Below are 16630 nucleotides of genomic sequence, written 5' to 3'. Positions count from 1 at the left end.
TCTCTTGGACAGATTTATGCGGTATAAGCAGTTGCTTCAATCTCAACTTGCATATCTTTCAGTGCTAGGCACGGTACTGGAATAAGTGTGCATACTGGCAAAGGAGATTTTTTCCATATATTAAGGATAGCATCTGTCAATATCTGAAGTTTTTCTGCATTGTGATCGACAATTAATACTCGTAGAACCGCAATATCATTGAACTGTGCTTGGGCTGAGTTAAGTGCTATTTCAATATTATAAAATACTTGTTGTAGCTGTTGGTCGAAATTTGGTGAAAGTTCACCTTTTTTATTTTCACCACCTTGCCCAGCAATATGAATAATTCGCATATTGGGTTGTATCACTACCACATGACTATAACCGTTTGGCGTTGGGTCATATAACGCTTCAGGGTTGATACATCTGAAGGCAGCGGTATCTATTGTAATCATTGCATAACCATCTGTTCGAATTGAGATATGTTAGTATCAAAGCTCAAGTTAACTAGAGGTCAAGCATATTTTGAAACAAGAGCAAGCACATTCTTGGTTGAGTATCGGTGAACTCGCAAAACGCAGTGGCGTAAGTGTGCCGACCATTCGTTTTTATGAAGAAAAAGAGTTGATTTGGGGAACTCGAACGGAGGGTAACCAACGTCGTTATCAGAGAGCAATGTTAAGACGTATTGCGATTATTAAAGCTGCCCAACAAGTAGGAATTAGTTTGCAGCAAATTAAACAAACCTTTATGACTTTACCTAAACAACAAGTAGCGACAAAAAAAGATTGGCAAGTCATGTCACAACAATGGCAAGGACAACTTGATCAGCAAATTATGATGTTACTCCAGTTACGCCAGCAATTAGATCAATGTATTGGTTGTGGTTGTTTGTCTCTGGAACAATGTCCACTCCGAAATCCAGATGATTGCCTTGCAGAAAAGGCAATGGGCGCGCATTTTCAGGAAATTTTATTTTTATTAAATCAGAAAAATATTACGATAGATTAAATAAACGATATTTTGCACTAATTTTGTGCGGTTTTCGTGGTTTGGTTAGACAAAGTTATACAAATATCACTTGAAAAAATGCCAATTCAAATTTTTACATTTATTTTTAATAGTACTCATCTATGATAATACAAAGCGACCTACAAATATTCATAAGTCAATTTATATGCTTATTCACACAAAATTAGGGCTGTATCCGAAACGCAAGAGTCGCACTAAAAACGCTATAAAAGTTTAAATAAGCCAATACTTCTGATGAATTGCATGCTTATGATGCAAATTCAAATCAATAATTAATAGCATGACTGTCAATACAGCATTAGATGTAGGGACAGGCTATTTGCTATTCAATGATGATGAGACTAAACCTAATTTTTATTTATTAAATGTTAGGACTGTTGTCAAAAAATGTTCGATAAAGATAGCAGTAGATCGGTCAATGTTTCTGAATAATCAGACTTTCCGATATTGCTTGTAAAGATGAAGTAATTTTCTTTATAAGCAGACAAACATACTGATTATACAAGTTGTAAACATTAATCTGAATCATCAGTTCAAAATATAGGTATTTATTAAATAAATATTGGGTGGAATTTTAAAAAAGTTCCATTAGAATCCAAAATTCAACAAAGAATACTCCTGGGGGAAACATTGCGACTCGCGATGTTTACTTAAGAAAAACTAGCTTGAGGAACGCTCATGCAGATCGGAATCCCAACCGAAACTGTTGCAGGTGAAAGTCGTGTAGCGGCAACACCAGAAACAGTTAAGAAGTTGATTAACGCAGGTCATAGCATTGTCATTCAACGTGGCGCTGGTGTTAAAGCAGCCTATATTGACAGTGCATATGAACAAGTTGGCGCAACTATTACGGACGATGCTTATACAGGCAGCCAGATTGTTTTGAAGGTACGTGCTCCTAGCGGTGACGAAATTCAAAAACTTGCGGCGAATACGGCTGTTATTGCAATGTTTGACCCTTACCGCAATCCAGAATTAGACCAATTTGCTGCTCAGCAAGTGTCTGCTTTTGCTTTAGAGTTACTTCCACGTACACTTTCACGTGCACAAAACATGGATGTACTTTCTTCTCAAGCAAACTTGGCGGGTTATAAATCTGTATTGTTAGCTGCGGCTGAATATCAACGTATGTTCCCAATGTTAATGACTGCTGCGGGTACCGTAAAACCTGCGCGTGTTGTGATCATGGGTGTTGGTGTTGCTGGTCTTCAAGCAATTGCGACTGCAAAACGTTTAGGTGCGGTTGTTGAAGCAACTGACTTACGTCCAACTGCTAAAGAACAAGTTGAGTCTTTAGGCGGTAAATGGTTAGACGTACCAATGTCAGATGAAGAAAAACAACGTGCTGCTGAAGCTGCGAAAAGTGGTTATGGTTGGCAGCCAGGTGAGCAATACATCAAAGATCAAGCTGCGATTGTAGATAAAGCGGTATCAAATGCTGACATCGTAATCACCACTGCATTGATCCCAGGTCGTAATGCTCCGCGTTTAATTAAAGCTGAAACCGTTGCCAAAATGAAACCGGGTTCTGTCATTTTAGATATGGCAGTTGAAACGGGCGGTAACGTTGAAGGTTCTAAAGAAGGCGAAACTGTTGTTACTGAAAATGGCGTGAAAATTTTGGGTATTCCAAATATTCCAGGCACAGTTGCAACAGAAGCATCTGCATTGTATGCACGTAACGTTTTCAACTTCCTTGAAACATTATTCGACAAAGACAAAAACTTTGCGATTAATCCAGAAGAAGAAATCCAAAAAGCGTTACTCGTGACTCATGGCGGTCAAGTACTGCTCAAGCGCGGTTAAGGAGAGTTCTCATGGTTGAAACGATTACAATTTTCGTCCTTGCTATCTTCGTGGGTTATTACGTGGTTTGGGGTGTAACACCTGCTTTACATACACCACTTATGGCAGTAACCAATGCGTTGTCTTCAATTATTGTTGTTGGAGCAATGATCCAAACTGTGGGTATGCCAGTGATTGGGTTAGACGCAAATGTTGCATTTCAAAGCGTAAACGTTGTCAGTGTCCTTGGTGCGATTGCGGTGTTCTTGGCAAGTATCAATATCTTTGGTGGCTTTGCTGTAACTGCGCGTATGCTTGAAATGTTCAAGCCAAAGCAAAAGAAAAAAGAGGGCTAATCGATGGAATTTATTCGAGACTATGCGGAATGGTTCTACCTGATCGGTGCCGTCCTTTTTATCTTAACCTTACGTGGTTTATCAGGTCCTAAGACTGCGATTGCAGGTAACCGTTACGGCATGATCGCTATGGCGATTGCTGTAGCAACAACCTTCTTTGTTGCAGAACATCCTGTGGTTTGGATGATCGTTGGTGCGATGGTGCTTGGTGGTGTAGTTGGTATCGCTCGTGCGCGAACTGTACCGATGACACAAATGCCTGAAACAGTTGCATTAATGCACTCATTGGTTGGTTTGGCTGCGGTATTAATTGCGATTGCTGCAATTTTGCATAACAACCAATTGACAGCATTGTTTGCTGAAAATGAAGCTGCGTTAACAGCTGCTGGTGTACAGCATGCCCATATGAGCAAAGTTCATTTATTTGAATTGTTTGTAGGTTGCTTCGTTGGTGCGATTACATTTACAGCATCAGTATTTGCTTACGGCAAGTTAGCTGCGAAGAAATGGGCAAAAACCATTTCTGGTGCATGGGTCAAACCTGTTCAAGCGCTTATCTTTGCTGCAATGCTTGCGGCAGGCATTATGTTCTTCTTAACGAATAACATGACTGCTTTCTGGGCAATGACAGCACTTGCACTTGCATTTGGTTGGGTTTGGATTGCGCCAGTGGGCGGTGGTGATATGCCAGTTGTGGTATCACTTCTTAACTCATTCTCAGGCTGGGCGGCAGCAGGTATTGGTTTCACACTTGAAAACAATATGTTGATCGTTGCTGGTTCGCTTGTAGGTTCTTCTGGTGCAATTCTTTCTTACATCATGTGTAAGGCGATGAACCGTTCAATCATCAACGTATTGTTTGGTGGTGCGATGGGTGGTACAGCAGTTACATCAGCAGATAAAGGTGAGCAAGTTCAACGTAATCACCGTTCTGGTTCAGCAGATGACGCAGGCTTCCTGATGTCAAATGCCGATAGCGTTGTGATTGTGCCGGGTTATGGTATGGCACAAGGTCGTGCACAGAATGCGGTGAAAGAATTGTGTGAAATCTTGAAAGAACAGGGTGTAAAAGTTCGCTTCGCGATTCACCCAGTTGCAGGTCGTATGCCTGGTCACATGAACGTATTATTAGCAGAAGCAGATGTTGCTTATGAAGACATCTTGGAAATGGATGAGATTAACTCAGACTTCCCTGCAACAGACGTAGTACTTGTGATTGGTGCGAATGACGTAGTAAACCCTGCGGCGAAAGACGATCCGACATCACCAATTTATGGTATGCCTATTCTTGAAGCGCATAAAGCACGTACCATCATGGTGATCAAGCGTTCTATGGCAACAGGTTATGCTGGCTTAGACAACGATTTGTTCTATAATGAAAAAACCATGATGATCTTCGGTGATGCGAAGAAAGTTGTTGAAGATATGACGAAAGCAATCAATGGTGGTGGTCACTAATCAGACCTCGCTCAAGATTGTAAAAGCCACCCTCGGGTGGCTTTTTTATTACTTGAAAAAATGACTATATCTTATAAGCTAATACATACTGATAATAATGCTCTAATTCATATCTTTACATCATGATTGAAGTCACAGTTCAAGAAGCACATGAAGACTATCCAATAAAAAAGATTATATTTAATGATTTAGATATTGGGATGGAGCGATCTATTTGGGTATCTTCCAAAATTACCTGCTTAGATAAAGATAATAATTTTATCTATGAAGAAATCACTATAATTAATCGTTTAAACAGAGTTGGTACAATTGAAATCTATGCAGGAGAAAATTATAAATTAGTTGCCTATCAAGAACTTCCAAATGATAGAACAAAGAATATTTCTAGAGTAGATAATTATATTTTGATGGATGATAAATTTATATTGATGGGGGTTGATGTAATTGAATTTAATGAAGATTTGTTAGGATCTAGAACTAATCACTTCGATAAAAATGGAAATTTATATTATTATAAAATAAGTAATTATGAACTACACCATTCTCAAGAATATGATAAGGACGGTAAGGAGCTAGGTTTTTGGAATTTGTATTTTATGGAACATGAAGATGTTTATAAAACCACAAGTAGTGTAACTCGTGAGTTAGAAGAGACTGTAATTGAAAAAAATAGAATTATTGATTAAGGTTTGTAGAGAAACTATTGACGATCAAGAATCTGACCTCATTTGAATTGTAAAAAGCTGCCTAATGATCTGATTTCAAAAAGTTGGACAGTCGGTTAGGCGGCTTTTTTATTTGACTTATTTTAGATACTTTTCTACCAGATCCATAGACTGAGTATAAAGATCGCGTGCAAACTGTTGGTTTTTAGCATGTGCTGATTTCCAGTCTGGCATATGTGCACTAACATATTCGCCATTGCGGTTTGCCCAATGATCTCCAATCGCCATTTCAGTGATGAGTTTTGCGGGAACTGAAGTAGGTACTAAACCTATTTTCATAACTTCATAAATAGGTTTTGGCAGTTCTCGATAAATATCAGAAGCAACACCGCCAGGGTGTAATGCGTTATTGGTAATAGTGGTGCCTGCGAATCTTTCAGCAAGGGCATTGCTGAATAAAAGATTCGCTAACTTAGACTGCCCATAATAAAACAGCGGATTGTAAAAACCTTCTGCACGGAACTTATTAGGTTTGATTGAACCAGCCCAGTGTGCAATTGAAGCAAGATGTACAATACGAGCTTGAGCTGATTTTTCTAAGACTGGGAGTAGTTTTTGAGTCAAAAGAAAGTGACCGAGATAATTCACCCCAAATTGTTGTTCAAAGCCATCAGCGGTGAGTTGCTTGGTTTTGGCAAAAAGACCAGCATTGTTAATTAATACATCCAAATTGCCATAGCGATCAGCAATTTCATTGGCAGCTTTATTTGTATTTTCTAGACTGTTTAGATCTAAGGAAATAAGATCAACTTGTCCTTGGTCAAATGCACGTAATTTATCTTGGGCAGCTTGTGCTTTTTGTGGATTACGACAGGCAAGAATGACATGTTGCCCTTGTTTAATCAATCGCTCGGCAGTTGCGAAACCGATTCCTGTATTCGCACCTGTAATCAAAACTTTCATCTATATACTCCTTTGCTACTTTTTATTTCTGAGTTCTCAAAGCAATCCTATAGTGCTTTAAATTTGACAATTTGTCATGTCAAATTTTACAAATGAAAGACTCAACTTTTGATTATGAAAATACGGACTTATAGAAAGTGAATAGATGATTGAAGAATATGTATATTGCATATGAGCTAAAGCAGCTTAATTCTATTGAGAACAAATATAAATCACAGAAAGTATAAAATAATTATATAAACGTTTTGGCATTGTCTTTGCATCGAATTACTTGGTCTTACTTGGGGAATTCAATGAAAAGTATAATTTTTATTTTGCCATTCTTATTATTTCTCTCATCTCAAACTTCGGCGCAAACAGCACCCAATATTCAAGAAATTCGTATTTCGCTTGATAGTATTTGGGTGGTTGTTGGAGGTATTTTGGTTTTTTTTATGCAGGCTGGATTTGCACTTATTGAGAGTGGCTCGGTTCGCAGTAAAAATACCGTTAATGTGTTAATGAAAAACTATATGGATACCTGTATTGGGGGATTGATATTTTGGTTATTTGGTTTCGGTCTCATGTTTGGGTTGAATCAAACAGGCTGGATAGGTCTGAGTCATTTTATGCCAAATCAAATGGATGATTGGCATTGGAATTTGTTGTTCTTTCAGATGATGTTTGCTGCCACTGCGACTACAATTGCAAGTGGTGCGATGGCTGAACGTATCCATTTTGTTGCTTACGTGGTGAGCGCAATTTTTGTAAGTGGTGTGATCTACCCAGTGTTTGGCAGTTGGGCGTGGGGCAGTTTATTTGGTGGTGATGGTTGGCTAAAAGCCTTGGGGTTTATTGATTTTGCTGGTTCAACGGTGGTGCACTCAATCGGTGGTTGGGTTGCACTTGCTGGTATTATTGTATTGGGACCGCGTTTAGGTAGATTTGGTCGTAAAGGACAAAGCCATTTTTTAGCAGGGCATAGTTTACCATTGGTTGCATTAGGTGGATTTATTCTCTGGTTTGCATGGTTTGGTTTTAATGCAGCATCGACTGTTTCTGCAAGTGTAAGTATTGGTCGGATTGCATTAAACACTCATTTGGCTGCATGTGCTGCGGCTGCAACCTACATGGTTCTAGCGTTAGTACAATCAAAAGCAGTATTGATGCGCAGTACCATTAATGCATCATTAGGCGGGTTGGTCGCTATTACGGCTGGTTGTGCCACCATGTCACCCATTTATGCAGTTTTAACTGGTGCTGTGGCTGGTTTTTTAATGAGTTTTGTTCCTTATTTAATTGAAAAAATGCAGTTAGATGATGTTGTAGATGCTGTTGCAGTACATGGTGTATGTGGCGCATGGGGAACACTGGCGGCGGGGATATTCTTTGAAAGCAATATATTCAATTTAGACATTATTTCAATCCAAGCGCTAGGAGTGGGGGCTGCATTCCTTTGGGGATTTGGTGTTGCTTTAATTATGTTTAAGGTTTTGGATAAGATTTTAGGTGGTTTAAGAGTTTCGCAACAACACGAGCAACGTGGTTTGGACTATACCGAACACGCAGAATTGTCTTATCCAGAGTTTCAAAGAGATTTAACTTTTGAAACAGACAATATTACGCATCGTCATTAACAGAGGAGTTGCTATGGCTGAGTTAACGATCGAGCAAAAGCGTTTGGCTGTGGAGAAGGGACTCGCACAATTTTTACCTGAAACTGTTTTACAGCGTGTTTTAAAATATTGGGAGACTGAATATGGTCATCAGCCTTCTTTTGTTTTAAATCGATTCTTAAATGAAATTTGTACCAATGATGAACTTCGTCAACAACGCAAGGAAATGTTGCGCCAAGTTTTGCACGAAATATCGGTAGTAGAAAAGCAACAACGATTAAAGGTTAAGAAAGAAGACGCTGCTGTTATTGAATCAAATTTAAATGAGCTTGGTTTATTTGAAGTGTTTTATGATTTTATTATGGAGGTTTTAAAAGCAGTCAGTCGAGATGATTATCTTGAATTTGTTGAGGAAATCCAAACCAAGATGAAAAAACATCGGCAATTAGCACAGTTTTTTTATGTTGCAGGCTCGGAGCGAAAATGTTTAATGCAAATGCCGCAAGAGATGTACAGTGTAATGATCACGATGTTATATGCGATTTATTGCGACTTTTATGGACCTGTAAAAGCTGATCAATTGTATGCTCTAACTAAAAATCAGATAAAGTTGAAAAATCCAGACATTGATTTTAAACAATTATTGTAGAAATGAAAAAGCGACCAATTGGGTCGCTTTTTTTAGAACTTTAAGCTACTGATTCAGGCGCGCGCCATAAGCTTTCAAGATCATAAAATTTACGAGCTGTAGGTAACATCACATGAACAACGACGAAACCTAAATCAATTAAGATCCATTCAGCATCGCGTTCACCTTCGACACCGATTGGACGAAAACCTGCTTTACGTGCTTCATCAGCAACGTTATCAGCAAGTGCTTTAACGTGACGTGTTGAAGTACCACTTGCAATCACAATTGCATCGGCAACATTACTGATAGAACTTACATCAAGTTCAAGAATATCTTTGGCTTTTACATCAGTGAGGGCTTCATGTACAACTTTTAAACAAGCATGTACATCTTTGTTAGCTGTTTTGATTTTTAGGTCGTGAGAATTAGAAGCGCTGGGCGATGGTTCTAAATTCATAGAGGGTATATTTTCCTGACAATTGCTCATCGTTAAATATACCGTTTTTCTCTAGGAAATTCAAATTTTAGCCGTAACAGTTTATGTATTCACATCATTTGAAAAGTATTTCTTTTTCCATGCAAATGATTGATCTGATTGATATTGTGGTCTGTATTCCGCACCAATAAAACCTTGATAGTCACTTTGAAGTAACCAGTCAAAAATCTGTTTATACGCGATGCTACCTGTATCTGGTTCATGACGATTTGGACAATCAGCAAATTGAATATGTCCAATTTGATGCAAATTTTCTTGTAAGCCTGCCAAAACGTCTTCACCCATCATCGCCATATGATAGCAATCGTATTGCATTTTCAGTGCTGGATGATTAATTGCTTCCAACATTTCTTGTGCTTGTGCAATATTTTGGACAAGAAAACGCGGCATATCTGTGCCATTAATCATTTCAAAAACAGGTTCAATGCCTTGCTCAGATAATAGATGACAAGCTAGCTTTAGATTGCTAGATAGGGTATTTAGGCAGGGTAAAAGGTCTGCATCTAAAGGTTGTTTACCTGCCAGAATGTTTACTCGAGGGACATTCAATGCAGTGGCATAGCGAATAGCTAGCTCAAGTGCATGATGAAATTCAACTTCTTTACCAGGAATACCTGCTAAACCATTCCCGCCTTGCATCAAGTCCCCAGCAGGAACATTAATCAGACATAAGGATAAATTGTATTGTTCCAATTGATTTTGAATATCAATAATTTCTAATTCATAAGGGAATTGAATTTCAACATGCTGAAAGCCATGTGCATGTGCTAAGGCAAAACGCTCAATTAAAGGCACTTCAGTAAAAATCATGGATAAATTGACGGCAAGATTACTCATGTTCAAACTCCCTGACATAATAAGTTTAAATTATTGTTCTATATATTGAATGATAGTTGCTAAATCATTCTCGGCAAAGCCATTTTCTTGGTGAGCTTGTAACTGTGTGAGTGCTTTTTGTGCAACAGGTATCTTTAAATTAAAATTTTGTGCTAGATGTAAAGCATTGTTAAGATCTTTTGATAAGGTTTTCACTTTCCATTGTACTGGTTCAAATGTGTGGGTGGCCATACGAGGCGCTAAAATTTGGAATGGTTTCGAATCAGCGAACCCTCCAGCCAGAGCTGGCGCGAGTAGTGTTGTATCGACGCCTGCATGCTGAGCGAGTGCGACTGCTTCAGCAATCAACGCGCTATTTGCTGCCACAATCAGTTGATTACAAATCTTAGTGGCTTGCCCTGTTCCAGTATCACCCATGCGAGTCACTCGCTGAGAGAGTACCTGATAAATAGGCGCTAATATTTGAATTGTTTGCGCATTACCGCCTGCAAAAATGACCAACGTACCTTGTTCCGCACCCATCGTTCCACCTGATACGGGTGAGTCAATCCAAGTGACATGTTGCTGTTGAGCTGATTGAGCCAGTTCTTGAGTGGCTGATACGGATAGACTGGAAAAATCAACGATGATTTGTTCAGCCACCAAATGGGGCTTGATTTGACTATATACACTTTGAACAGCTTTATCATCCGCTAAACAAGTCAAAATAATCGGATAATTTCCAATATTTTCAAAAGTTAATGCCTGAGCACCTTGCTGAATAAGCGGTTCACATGCTTGTGGGCTGCGATTCCATACAGCTACCTTATAGCCTGCATCAAGCAAGCGGGTAGTCATACGAGTACCCATTAAACCCATACCTAAAAAAGCAATTGGTGTTTGATGATCGATGTGCATAGAGAAACTCAATAACCTCAGTATTTTGATTTAAACTTTTCGTTGAAAATAGGACGTTTGGAAATGTGATTGGTCGTCTATGTAATATAAGTGTTTAAAGTTTACATAGCTTAATTCAGTGATGAAGAATCTTAATATCTTTGGTAGACCTCAACCTGACTTTTAATTGATGAAAAGTAACAAAATCCTTTGTTGAACGGAGGCAGGATTCATATTGCCTCTGTGCAACAAGTGATCTTGATATCATCCACCCACCATAACTAATAAGGTGATGGATATTATTTATATTGTCTTGGTAAAAACTCAATTTCAGGATTTTTATCTTTTTTACGTGCAAGTGCACTGTTCTTACCTAATAGTAATTTGAGTTGCCAAAGTTTCTCTAGGCGAAGCGATTTTTCAGGTTGATGTTCCATCGCATCTAAGACACGTTTCGCAGCCATAATCGCATCAGGAGAACGTTGTAAAATTTCTTGTGCAATCGTATTCGCTTTTGCTAATGGATCGTTATCTAAGTGTGTGACTAAACCAATTTTTTTGGCATATTCAGCATCGAAAATACGCGCGGTAAGCGTCAGCTCTTTTGCTAAATCAACACCAATCAAACCTTTTAATGAGCGTGTTAAACCCATATCAGGAACCAATCCCCAACGACTTTCCATGATGGACATTTGAGTGCTTGGTGTTGCAATACGGATATCAGCAGCCAGCGCGAGTTGCATACCTGCACCAAAACAGTAACCTTCAATGGCTGCAATTACAGGAATAGGTAAGTTCTGCCAAATAAGAAAAGCCTTTTGAAATAGACTTTGTCCTGGCTTGATCAGTTCCCAAGCTGCAAAAGCTGTATTTTTAGGATTGTTGAGGTCTGATAGGTCGATACCTGCACTAAATACCTGAGCTTCGCCTGTTAAAATGACACAACGAATTGAACGATCTTTTTCGATTTTCTTTGCGGTTGCAACCAATTCTTTTAATAATGCAAAACTCATTGCATTACGTTTGTCTGGTCGATTTAAAGAAACTGTTGCAATGCCATTGTTCTTTTCAATACGTAAAAGTGCCATTCGCCATACTCTTATTGTGTTTGATGGTGGCAGCATAGCATGAGTCTTTCATGCGAAACATGACACCACAGTCACATTAACTGTCGTGAGAGTGTAAGACCAAATTGGCAGCTTGTCTCACTTGTTCAATTGCCGTATTTAACTCGTTAAAACGATGATTGGTTTCTCGAATAAAGCTATCGTCGGCTTTACGGCGTTCTTTACGTAACGTAGAAACAAATTGCTCAAATTCACCAGAAACGTGCTGTAGATTGGGCGTGCCGACATAGCGAGTTGCACCATAAAGACGGTGTAATACATGTTCCAACTGTGGGAAATCTTCCATCTCTATCAGTTGCTGCATTTCAGTCAACTCTGTATCAAAACTATCGACTAACATGCCAAGTAGGTCTTGTGCTAAGTCTTCTTTGTTGGCTGCCAGTTGCACACTTTGTTGCCAATTTAAAATTTGTGGATCAATCGATTCAGTCGGTCGTTTTTGTTCAACATTGACAGGCTGAGAGCTAAAATTATTTTTGGTCCAATGCGTAAGGATTTGAATAATCTGTTCCATCTGTATCGGTTTGGTCACATAGTCATTCATACCGACTTTGAGCAATTTTTGTTTTTCATCTGCAAGGGCATGTGCTGTTAGTGCAATGATCGGCAGTTGCATACCCGTGTCTAATGTTGATTCTAATGAGCGAATCGCACGTGTAGTATCAATACCGGACATAACAGGCATTTGAATGTCCATAAAGACTAAATCAAATGGTGGTGATTTCTGTTCAATCCGTTCTTGAATAATATCAATCGCTTTTTGTCCACTGAGTGCTTTAGTTGTGGTTACGTTTAACTCACCCAATAATGCTTCAAGCACAATTAAGTTGGGTAGATGATCATCAACTGCCAAGACATGTAAGCCTTGACCGTTAAAATCTTCTTCTTCCTGTTCAAAAATAGGTTGATTACCCAATAATTGAATCAGTTCACGACGACTCAGTGGTTGGTACAGAGGACGAGCACGATATTCATTGAGCATGTTTGGTTCAAGGCTCATTTGATAACCGTAAACGGCTAAATGTCCTTGATAACGTTGTCTGATTTCTTTGAGTAATGCTTCGGTATCACCACTATGATCAACAATAAGCCATGTGTTTTCTTGCTGATTCAGATGATTTAATCGACTGAATAAATCTAAAATTGATTGCGTCTCAATATGTGAGACACGATAATTTTCTAAGTATGAACGTAGCACACTCGCAGTTGCAGGATGCGCTAGATATGACACCACTTGTAAGTGATCAAAATGAGGATGTTCAACAAATTCATTTTGTTCTTCAACTTTAAACGATGCTGTAAACCAAAAGGTCGAGCCTTTTTCTGTTGGTGCACGTTCTTGATTGTCTTCGAAGCCAATCTGACCGTGCATCAAATGCACCAGTTGCTTCGAAATCGCTAAGCCTAAACCCGTTCCACCAAATTGACGTGTAACCGAAGCATCTCCTTGTGAGAAAGACTCAAACAGTTTTTTACGATCCGTACCACTAAGTCCGATACCACTGTCTTGCACACTAAAATGTAGTAAGCATTGTCCAATTTCATCATCTTCCATGCGAACGCGAACAATAATTTCACCATCAGGTGTGAATTTGATGGCATTAGAAATAAGATTAGTCAGAATCTGCTTAAAGCGTAATGCATCGCCGACGACATGCTGTGGAATATTTTCAGCATAGTAAAATGCCATGTTGATATGTTTTTGTGCCGCCAACGGCGAAAGCATATCCATCACATCAAAGATGGCTTCTTCAAGATCAAAAGGGGCTGTTTCGAGTTCTAATTTTCCTGCATCAATTTTGGAAAAATCTAATACATCGTTAATCAATGCCAACAGATGAGCAGAAGATTTTCGGATGGTTTGCAGATATAAATTTTGTTCATTACTCAAGTTTTGTTGACGTAACAATAAGTGAATAAAACCATCAATACTATTTAGTGGTGTTCTAAGTTCATGACTGATATTTGCTAAAAAGACCGACTTGGATTGGTTTGATGAAATCGCTTGGTCACGTGCCTGACGATAAGTAATGTTTTGAACTTCAAGAGTATCTAATGTACGGCGGAGATCTTCTTCGGTTTGTTCGGTATGTTCTTTTAATTCTAGAAAGCTAAAGTGTAAGCGTTTGACCACATTGGCAATATCACGCTGTAAAAGGCGTAATTCGCCAGTACTATTGACGACAATATGCTGGTCTAAGGTGTCTGCATTTAAACGTTGCATTTGCATCCGAATTTCATAAAGCGGAGCAAGCCAGCGACGCGAGAAAACATTTAAGCAAAAAAGCAAAATTAGTAATGTAATCAATCCTGTTGCAACGAGAGATAATAGAATCTTATAACGCGCAAGTTCCAAAGGTTGATTATCAAGTTCAATCATCAACCAAACTGGGTTTGAATTATTTTTATCTAGTTTTCCACCGTAGATACTATTGTGATTATGTGCGATTGGACCAAAAAAATTGCTGTCGCTAGGAAAAGTCGGCCAAAAACGATTATTTTGGTAACCGACACTTAAATAAGTCTGACCTTGACTATCAATTAATACGGCGCGTTGTAAATTTTTTTCATCAAACATTTTTTGCATGATGTTTTGTGCGCGATCATATTGATCTGGATGTTGTTGTACCAATTGAAGTAAATCAGTTGCAGTTTCATGATAACGCGCCAATATTGCTGAAGCATCTGAACGCTGTTGTTGCTTAGCTGCATTAGTGGTTTCGGATAAAACCCAAATAATTCCTACACCTGTCAAAATTGCAATTGGGACTAAAATAAGTGCAATCAGTTGACCGTAAGCATGATTGAGCCGTAAACGCTTAGTTAAGGTTTTATTAAAATTTGACATAGTGCGGTCAGATTTATCATTCTGCGAAACATCTTAGCACGCTTTAAGATAAGCGAGGCATGTACTAGTTAATAAAAAGCACAGTGAAAAGGTGCAGTATTTCTTATTTTTTCATACAATAGTCGCCACCTTAATGCCGGTGTCGATCATGACGAACACGCAAACTGATTTTTTAGCAGATGAATTTTTACTGGATGCTTATGTCGGTAAAAGCCCTTTAGTACGTTTGCAACGTTTAGCAAGTCATACTCAAGCGACTGTATTGGCGAAATTAGAAGGGAATAATCCAGCTGGCTCAGTTAAAGATCGCCCAGCGTATAACATGATTGTTCAAGCAGAAAAGCGCGGACAAATTCAACCCGGTGATACCTTAATCGAAGCTACTAGTGGCAATACTGGTATTGCTTTGGCAATGGTTGCAGCCATGCGCGGTTATAAAATGAAGCTCATCATGCCCAATAATATGAGCCAAGAGCGTAAAGATGCAATGTTGGCTTATGGCGCAGAGTTAATCGAAGTGACTCAGCAACAAGGTATGGAAGGTGCGCGTGATCTTGCGTTAAAGATGCAAGAACAAGGCAATGGTTTTGTACTGAATCAGTTTGGAAACCCAGATAATGTGGAAGCTCATTATCTCACCACCGGTCCTGAAATCTGGAAACAAACGGGTGGAAAAATTACCCATTTTGTCAGTTCGATGGGAACCACAGGCACGATCATGGGTGTGTCTAAATATTTAAAAGAACAAAATCCTGATATTCAAATTGTCGGTCTGCAACCTTCTGATGGTTCGAGCATTGCGGGAATTCGTCGATGGCCAGAAGCCTATTTACCAACGATTTTTGATCGCAGTCGTGTGGATCGAATCATTGATATTCCACAAATTGAAGCTGAAAAAACCATGCGTAAATTGGCACGTACCGAAGGTATCAGTGCAGGCACCTCTTCAGGTGGTGCTGTTTGGGCATCGATCAAAATTGCTGAAGAAACCCCTGATGCAGTCATTGTATGTATCATTTGTGATCGTGGTGATCGTTATTTATCAACGGGATTATTCTCAGTTCAAGATTAAAATCTACCCCTAACCCCCTCTTTTTAAAAGATGGGGAACGCCTTACTTTATCAAAGGGAGGTGGGGAGGGATTTGAAGAGATTTTAAGATGAATTTACGTTTTCCGATTTTAGTTTTTGATATTGAAACACTGACCGATTTAAAGGCAGGGGCTCATCTATATCATTTAGATTTACCTGAGACAGATGTAGAGCAGGCGCTGACTAAAATTCGCCGTCAAGAGTCGGGAATGGATTTTCAGCGTCTACCTTTACATGAAATCGTGTGTATTTCAGGTTTGTGGATTGATGAAAAGGGTTTTCGACTATTTTCTTTTAGTCAGGAGCAAAATTCTGAAGCAGAAATGTTGACTAAGTTTTTATCAATTTTTGATAAAAAACAGCCAACGTTAATTAGCTGGAATGGCTCGCAATTTGATTTGCCCGTTGTTTTATTTCGAGCGATGTATCATGGATTATCTGCACCAAGCTTGTTTGATCAAGGTGAAATAGATAATCAAAAACGCTTCAATAATTATCAAAATCGTTATCATCACCGTCATGTGGATTTGATGGATGTGATGGCTATGTTTAATGGTCGAAACTTCCAAAAACTTGATGATATTGCGTGCCTATTGGGCTTTCCTGGTAAGCGTGGTGAGTCAGGATATCAAGTGCCTGAATATGTCCGCACTAAGCAGTGGTTAAAATTAACCAGTTATTGCGAAGGGGATGTTCTAAATACATGGTTGGTTTATATTCGTTGGTTATTGTTAAAAGGTCAGTTGAATCAACAAGATCATCAGCAACTGATTGAAGCAACAATTAATTACTTACAAACGCAAACGCAACAAACAGAATTTTTACAGGTATGGCAGCAAACATCGCAATATACTGTATTCACCGCAAATACGTTTGCGCCAAAAAATTAG

Annotated in this window: 16 protein-coding genes; 9 read left to right on the top strand and 7 right to left on the bottom strand. The window is 38.9% G+C overall.

Annotated elements, in window-relative coordinates:
* Positions 1 to 14: 14 nt before the first annotated feature.
* The gene (locus NGC85_RS13875; protein ID WP_254731946.1) at positions 15 to 434 is read right to left on the bottom strand and encodes a RidA family protein; all 420 of its coding nucleotides are present in this window, start codon (positions 432 to 434) and stop codon (positions 15 to 17) included.
* A gap of 70 nt (positions 435 to 504) precedes the next feature.
* Between NGC85_RS13875 and soxR the strand changes: the two genes are divergently transcribed.
* The 5 genes from soxR (at position 505) to NGC85_RS13850 (ending at position 5296) form a co-directional block, all read left to right on the top strand.
* A complete protein-coding gene (soxR, locus tag NGC85_RS13870) occupies positions 505 to 990 on the top strand; it encodes a redox-sensitive transcriptional activator SoxR (RefSeq protein ID WP_169109144.1) in 486 nt (161 codons plus the stop codon).
* Between the two features lie 699 nt (positions 991 to 1689).
* The gene (locus NGC85_RS13865) at positions 1690 to 2817 is read left to right on the top strand and encodes a Re/Si-specific NAD(P)(+) transhydrogenase subunit alpha (protein ID WP_005059428.1); all 1128 of its coding nucleotides are present in this window, start codon (positions 1690 to 1692) and stop codon (positions 2815 to 2817) included.
* Positions 2818 to 2828: 11 nt separating this feature from the next.
* Complete coding sequence (locus NGC85_RS13860) at positions 2829 to 3152, top strand: proton-translocating transhydrogenase family protein (protein ID WP_005051598.1); 324 nt, start codon at positions 2829 to 2831, stop codon at positions 3150 to 3152.
* A 3-nt stretch (positions 3153 to 3155) separates the two neighbouring features.
* Positions 3156 to 4610, top strand: a complete 1455-nt coding sequence (locus NGC85_RS13855; protein WP_254731944.1) for an NAD(P)(+) transhydrogenase (Re/Si-specific) subunit beta — start codon at positions 3156 to 3158, stop codon at positions 4608 to 4610.
* Between the two features lie 122 nt (positions 4611 to 4732).
* The gene (locus tag NGC85_RS13850; protein ID WP_254731942.1) at positions 4733 to 5296 is read left to right on the top strand and encodes a hypothetical protein; all 564 of its coding nucleotides are present in this window, start codon (positions 4733 to 4735) and stop codon (positions 5294 to 5296) included.
* Between the two features lie 117 nt (positions 5297 to 5413).
* Here NGC85_RS13850 and NGC85_RS13845 read toward each other — a convergent pair whose 3' ends face one another.
* Positions 5414 to 6238, bottom strand: coding sequence for an SDR family NAD(P)-dependent oxidoreductase (locus NGC85_RS13845; protein ID WP_254731940.1), 825 nt, complete (start codon positions 6236 to 6238; stop codon positions 5414 to 5416).
* Between the two features lie 293 nt (positions 6239 to 6531).
* Between NGC85_RS13845 and NGC85_RS13840 the strand changes: the two genes are divergently transcribed.
* Both NGC85_RS13840 and NGC85_RS13835 read left to right on the top strand, forming a co-directional pair.
* A complete protein-coding gene (locus NGC85_RS13840) occupies positions 6532 to 7854 on the top strand; it encodes an ammonium transporter (protein WP_254731938.1) in 1323 nt (440 codons plus the stop codon).
* A gap of 13 nt (positions 7855 to 7867) precedes the next feature.
* Positions 7868 to 8482 (top strand): hypothetical protein, encoded by a 615-nt coding sequence (locus NGC85_RS13835; RefSeq protein WP_254731936.1) that lies wholly within the window; start codon positions 7868 to 7870, stop codon positions 8480 to 8482.
* A gap of 40 nt (positions 8483 to 8522) precedes the next feature.
* Here the strand turns inward: NGC85_RS13835 and rsfS are convergent, their stop codons facing one another.
* The 5 genes from rsfS to NGC85_RS13810 all read right to left on the bottom strand — a co-directional run bounded on the left by rsfS (position 8523) and on the right by NGC85_RS13810 (position 14648).
* On the bottom strand, positions 8523 to 8921 hold the full coding sequence (gene rsfS, locus NGC85_RS13830; RefSeq protein ID WP_004664160.1) for a ribosome silencing factor: 399 nt from the start codon (positions 8919 to 8921) through the stop codon (positions 8523 to 8525).
* Between the two features lie 81 nt (positions 8922 to 9002).
* Positions 9003 to 9797 carry a hydroxypyruvate isomerase family protein gene (locus NGC85_RS13825; RefSeq protein ID WP_254731934.1) on the bottom strand — a complete coding sequence of 265 codons (795 nt, stop codon included), beginning with the start codon at positions 9795 to 9797 and terminating at the stop codon, positions 9003 to 9005.
* A gap of 30 nt (positions 9798 to 9827) precedes the next feature.
* Positions 9828 to 10694 (bottom strand): NAD(P)-dependent oxidoreductase, encoded by an 867-nt coding sequence (locus tag NGC85_RS13820; RefSeq protein ID WP_254731932.1) that lies wholly within the window; start codon positions 10692 to 10694, stop codon positions 9828 to 9830.
* Between the two features lie 278 nt (positions 10695 to 10972).
* Positions 10973 to 11761 (bottom strand): crotonase/enoyl-CoA hydratase family protein, encoded by a 789-nt coding sequence (locus NGC85_RS13815; protein WP_005059413.1) that lies wholly within the window; start codon positions 11759 to 11761, stop codon positions 10973 to 10975.
* Positions 11762 to 11837: 76 nt separating this feature from the next.
* A complete protein-coding gene (locus NGC85_RS13810) occupies positions 11838 to 14648 on the bottom strand; it encodes an ATP-binding protein (RefSeq protein WP_254731930.1) in 2811 nt (936 codons plus the stop codon).
* 148 nt (positions 14649 to 14796) lie between these two features.
* On the opposite strand from NGC85_RS13810, the gene cysM reads away from it, so the two are divergent.
* Together cysM and NGC85_RS13800 are read left to right on the top strand one after the other, a co-directional pair.
* Positions 14797 to 15720 carry a cysteine synthase CysM gene (gene cysM, locus NGC85_RS13805; protein WP_169109155.1) on the top strand — a complete coding sequence of 308 codons (924 nt, stop codon included), beginning with the start codon at positions 14797 to 14799 and terminating at the stop codon, positions 15718 to 15720.
* Positions 15721 to 15808: 88 nt separating this feature from the next.
* The gene (locus NGC85_RS13800) at positions 15809 to 16630 is read left to right on the top strand and encodes a 3'-5' exonuclease (protein ID WP_254731928.1); all 822 of its coding nucleotides are present in this window, start codon (positions 15809 to 15811) and stop codon (positions 16628 to 16630) included.

It is taken from the genome of Acinetobacter sp. Z1 (assembly GCF_024296945.1).
Classification (GTDB): domain Bacteria; phylum Pseudomonadota; class Gammaproteobacteria; order Pseudomonadales; family Moraxellaceae; genus Acinetobacter; species Acinetobacter beijerinckii.
Note: the sequence above shows the minus strand (reverse complement) of the source record. Positions and strands in the feature narration are given on the sequence as shown.

Bases quoted from the DNA above. Each gene is read 5' to 3' on its own strand.
- NGC85_RS13875 (WP_254731946.1), bottom strand. From the start codon at position 434: ATGATTACAATAGATACCGCTGCCTTCAGATGTATCAACCCTGAAGCG.
- NGC85_RS13865 (WP_005059428.1), top strand. From the start codon at position 1,690: ATGCAGATCGGAATCCCAACCGAAACTGTTGCAGGTGAAAGTCGTGTA.
- NGC85_RS13860 (WP_005051598.1), top strand. From the start codon at position 2,829: ATGGTTGAAACGATTACAATTTTCGTCCTTGCTATCTTCGTGGGTTAT.
- NGC85_RS13855 (WP_254731944.1), top strand. From the start codon at position 3,156: ATGGAATTTATTCGAGACTATGCGGAATGGTTCTACCTGATCGGTGCC.
- NGC85_RS13850 (WP_254731942.1), top strand. From the start codon at position 4,733: ATGATTGAAGTCACAGTTCAAGAAGCACATGAAGACTATCCAATAAAA.
- NGC85_RS13845 (WP_254731940.1), bottom strand. From the start codon at position 6,238: ATGAAAGTTTTGATTACAGGTGCGAATACAGGAATCGGTTTCGCAACT.
- NGC85_RS13840 (WP_254731938.1), top strand. From the start codon at position 6,532: ATGAAAAGTATAATTTTTATTTTGCCATTCTTATTATTTCTCTCATCT.
- NGC85_RS13835 (WP_254731936.1), top strand. From the start codon at position 7,868: ATGGCTGAGTTAACGATCGAGCAAAAGCGTTTGGCTGTGGAGAAGGGA.
- rsfS (WP_004664160.1), bottom strand. From the start codon at position 8,921: ATGAATTTAGAACCATCGCCCAGCGCTTCTAATTCTCACGACCTAAAA.
- NGC85_RS13825 (WP_254731934.1), bottom strand. From the start codon at position 9,797: ATGAGTAATCTTGCCGTCAATTTATCCATGATTTTTACTGAAGTGCCT.
- NGC85_RS13820 (WP_254731932.1), bottom strand. From the start codon at position 10,694: ATGCACATCGATCATCAAACACCAATTGCTTTTTTAGGTATGGGTTTA.
- NGC85_RS13815 (WP_005059413.1), bottom strand. From the start codon at position 11,761: ATGGCACTTTTACGTATTGAAAAGAACAATGGCATTGCAACAGTTTCT.
- NGC85_RS13810 (WP_254731930.1), bottom strand. From the start codon at position 14,648: ATGTCAAATTTTAATAAAACCTTAACTAAGCGTTTACGGCTCAATCAT.
- cysM (WP_169109155.1), top strand. From the start codon at position 14,797: ATGACGAACACGCAAACTGATTTTTTAGCAGATGAATTTTTACTGGAT.
- NGC85_RS13800 (WP_254731928.1), top strand. From the start codon at position 15,809: ATGAATTTACGTTTTCCGATTTTAGTTTTTGATATTGAAACACTGACC.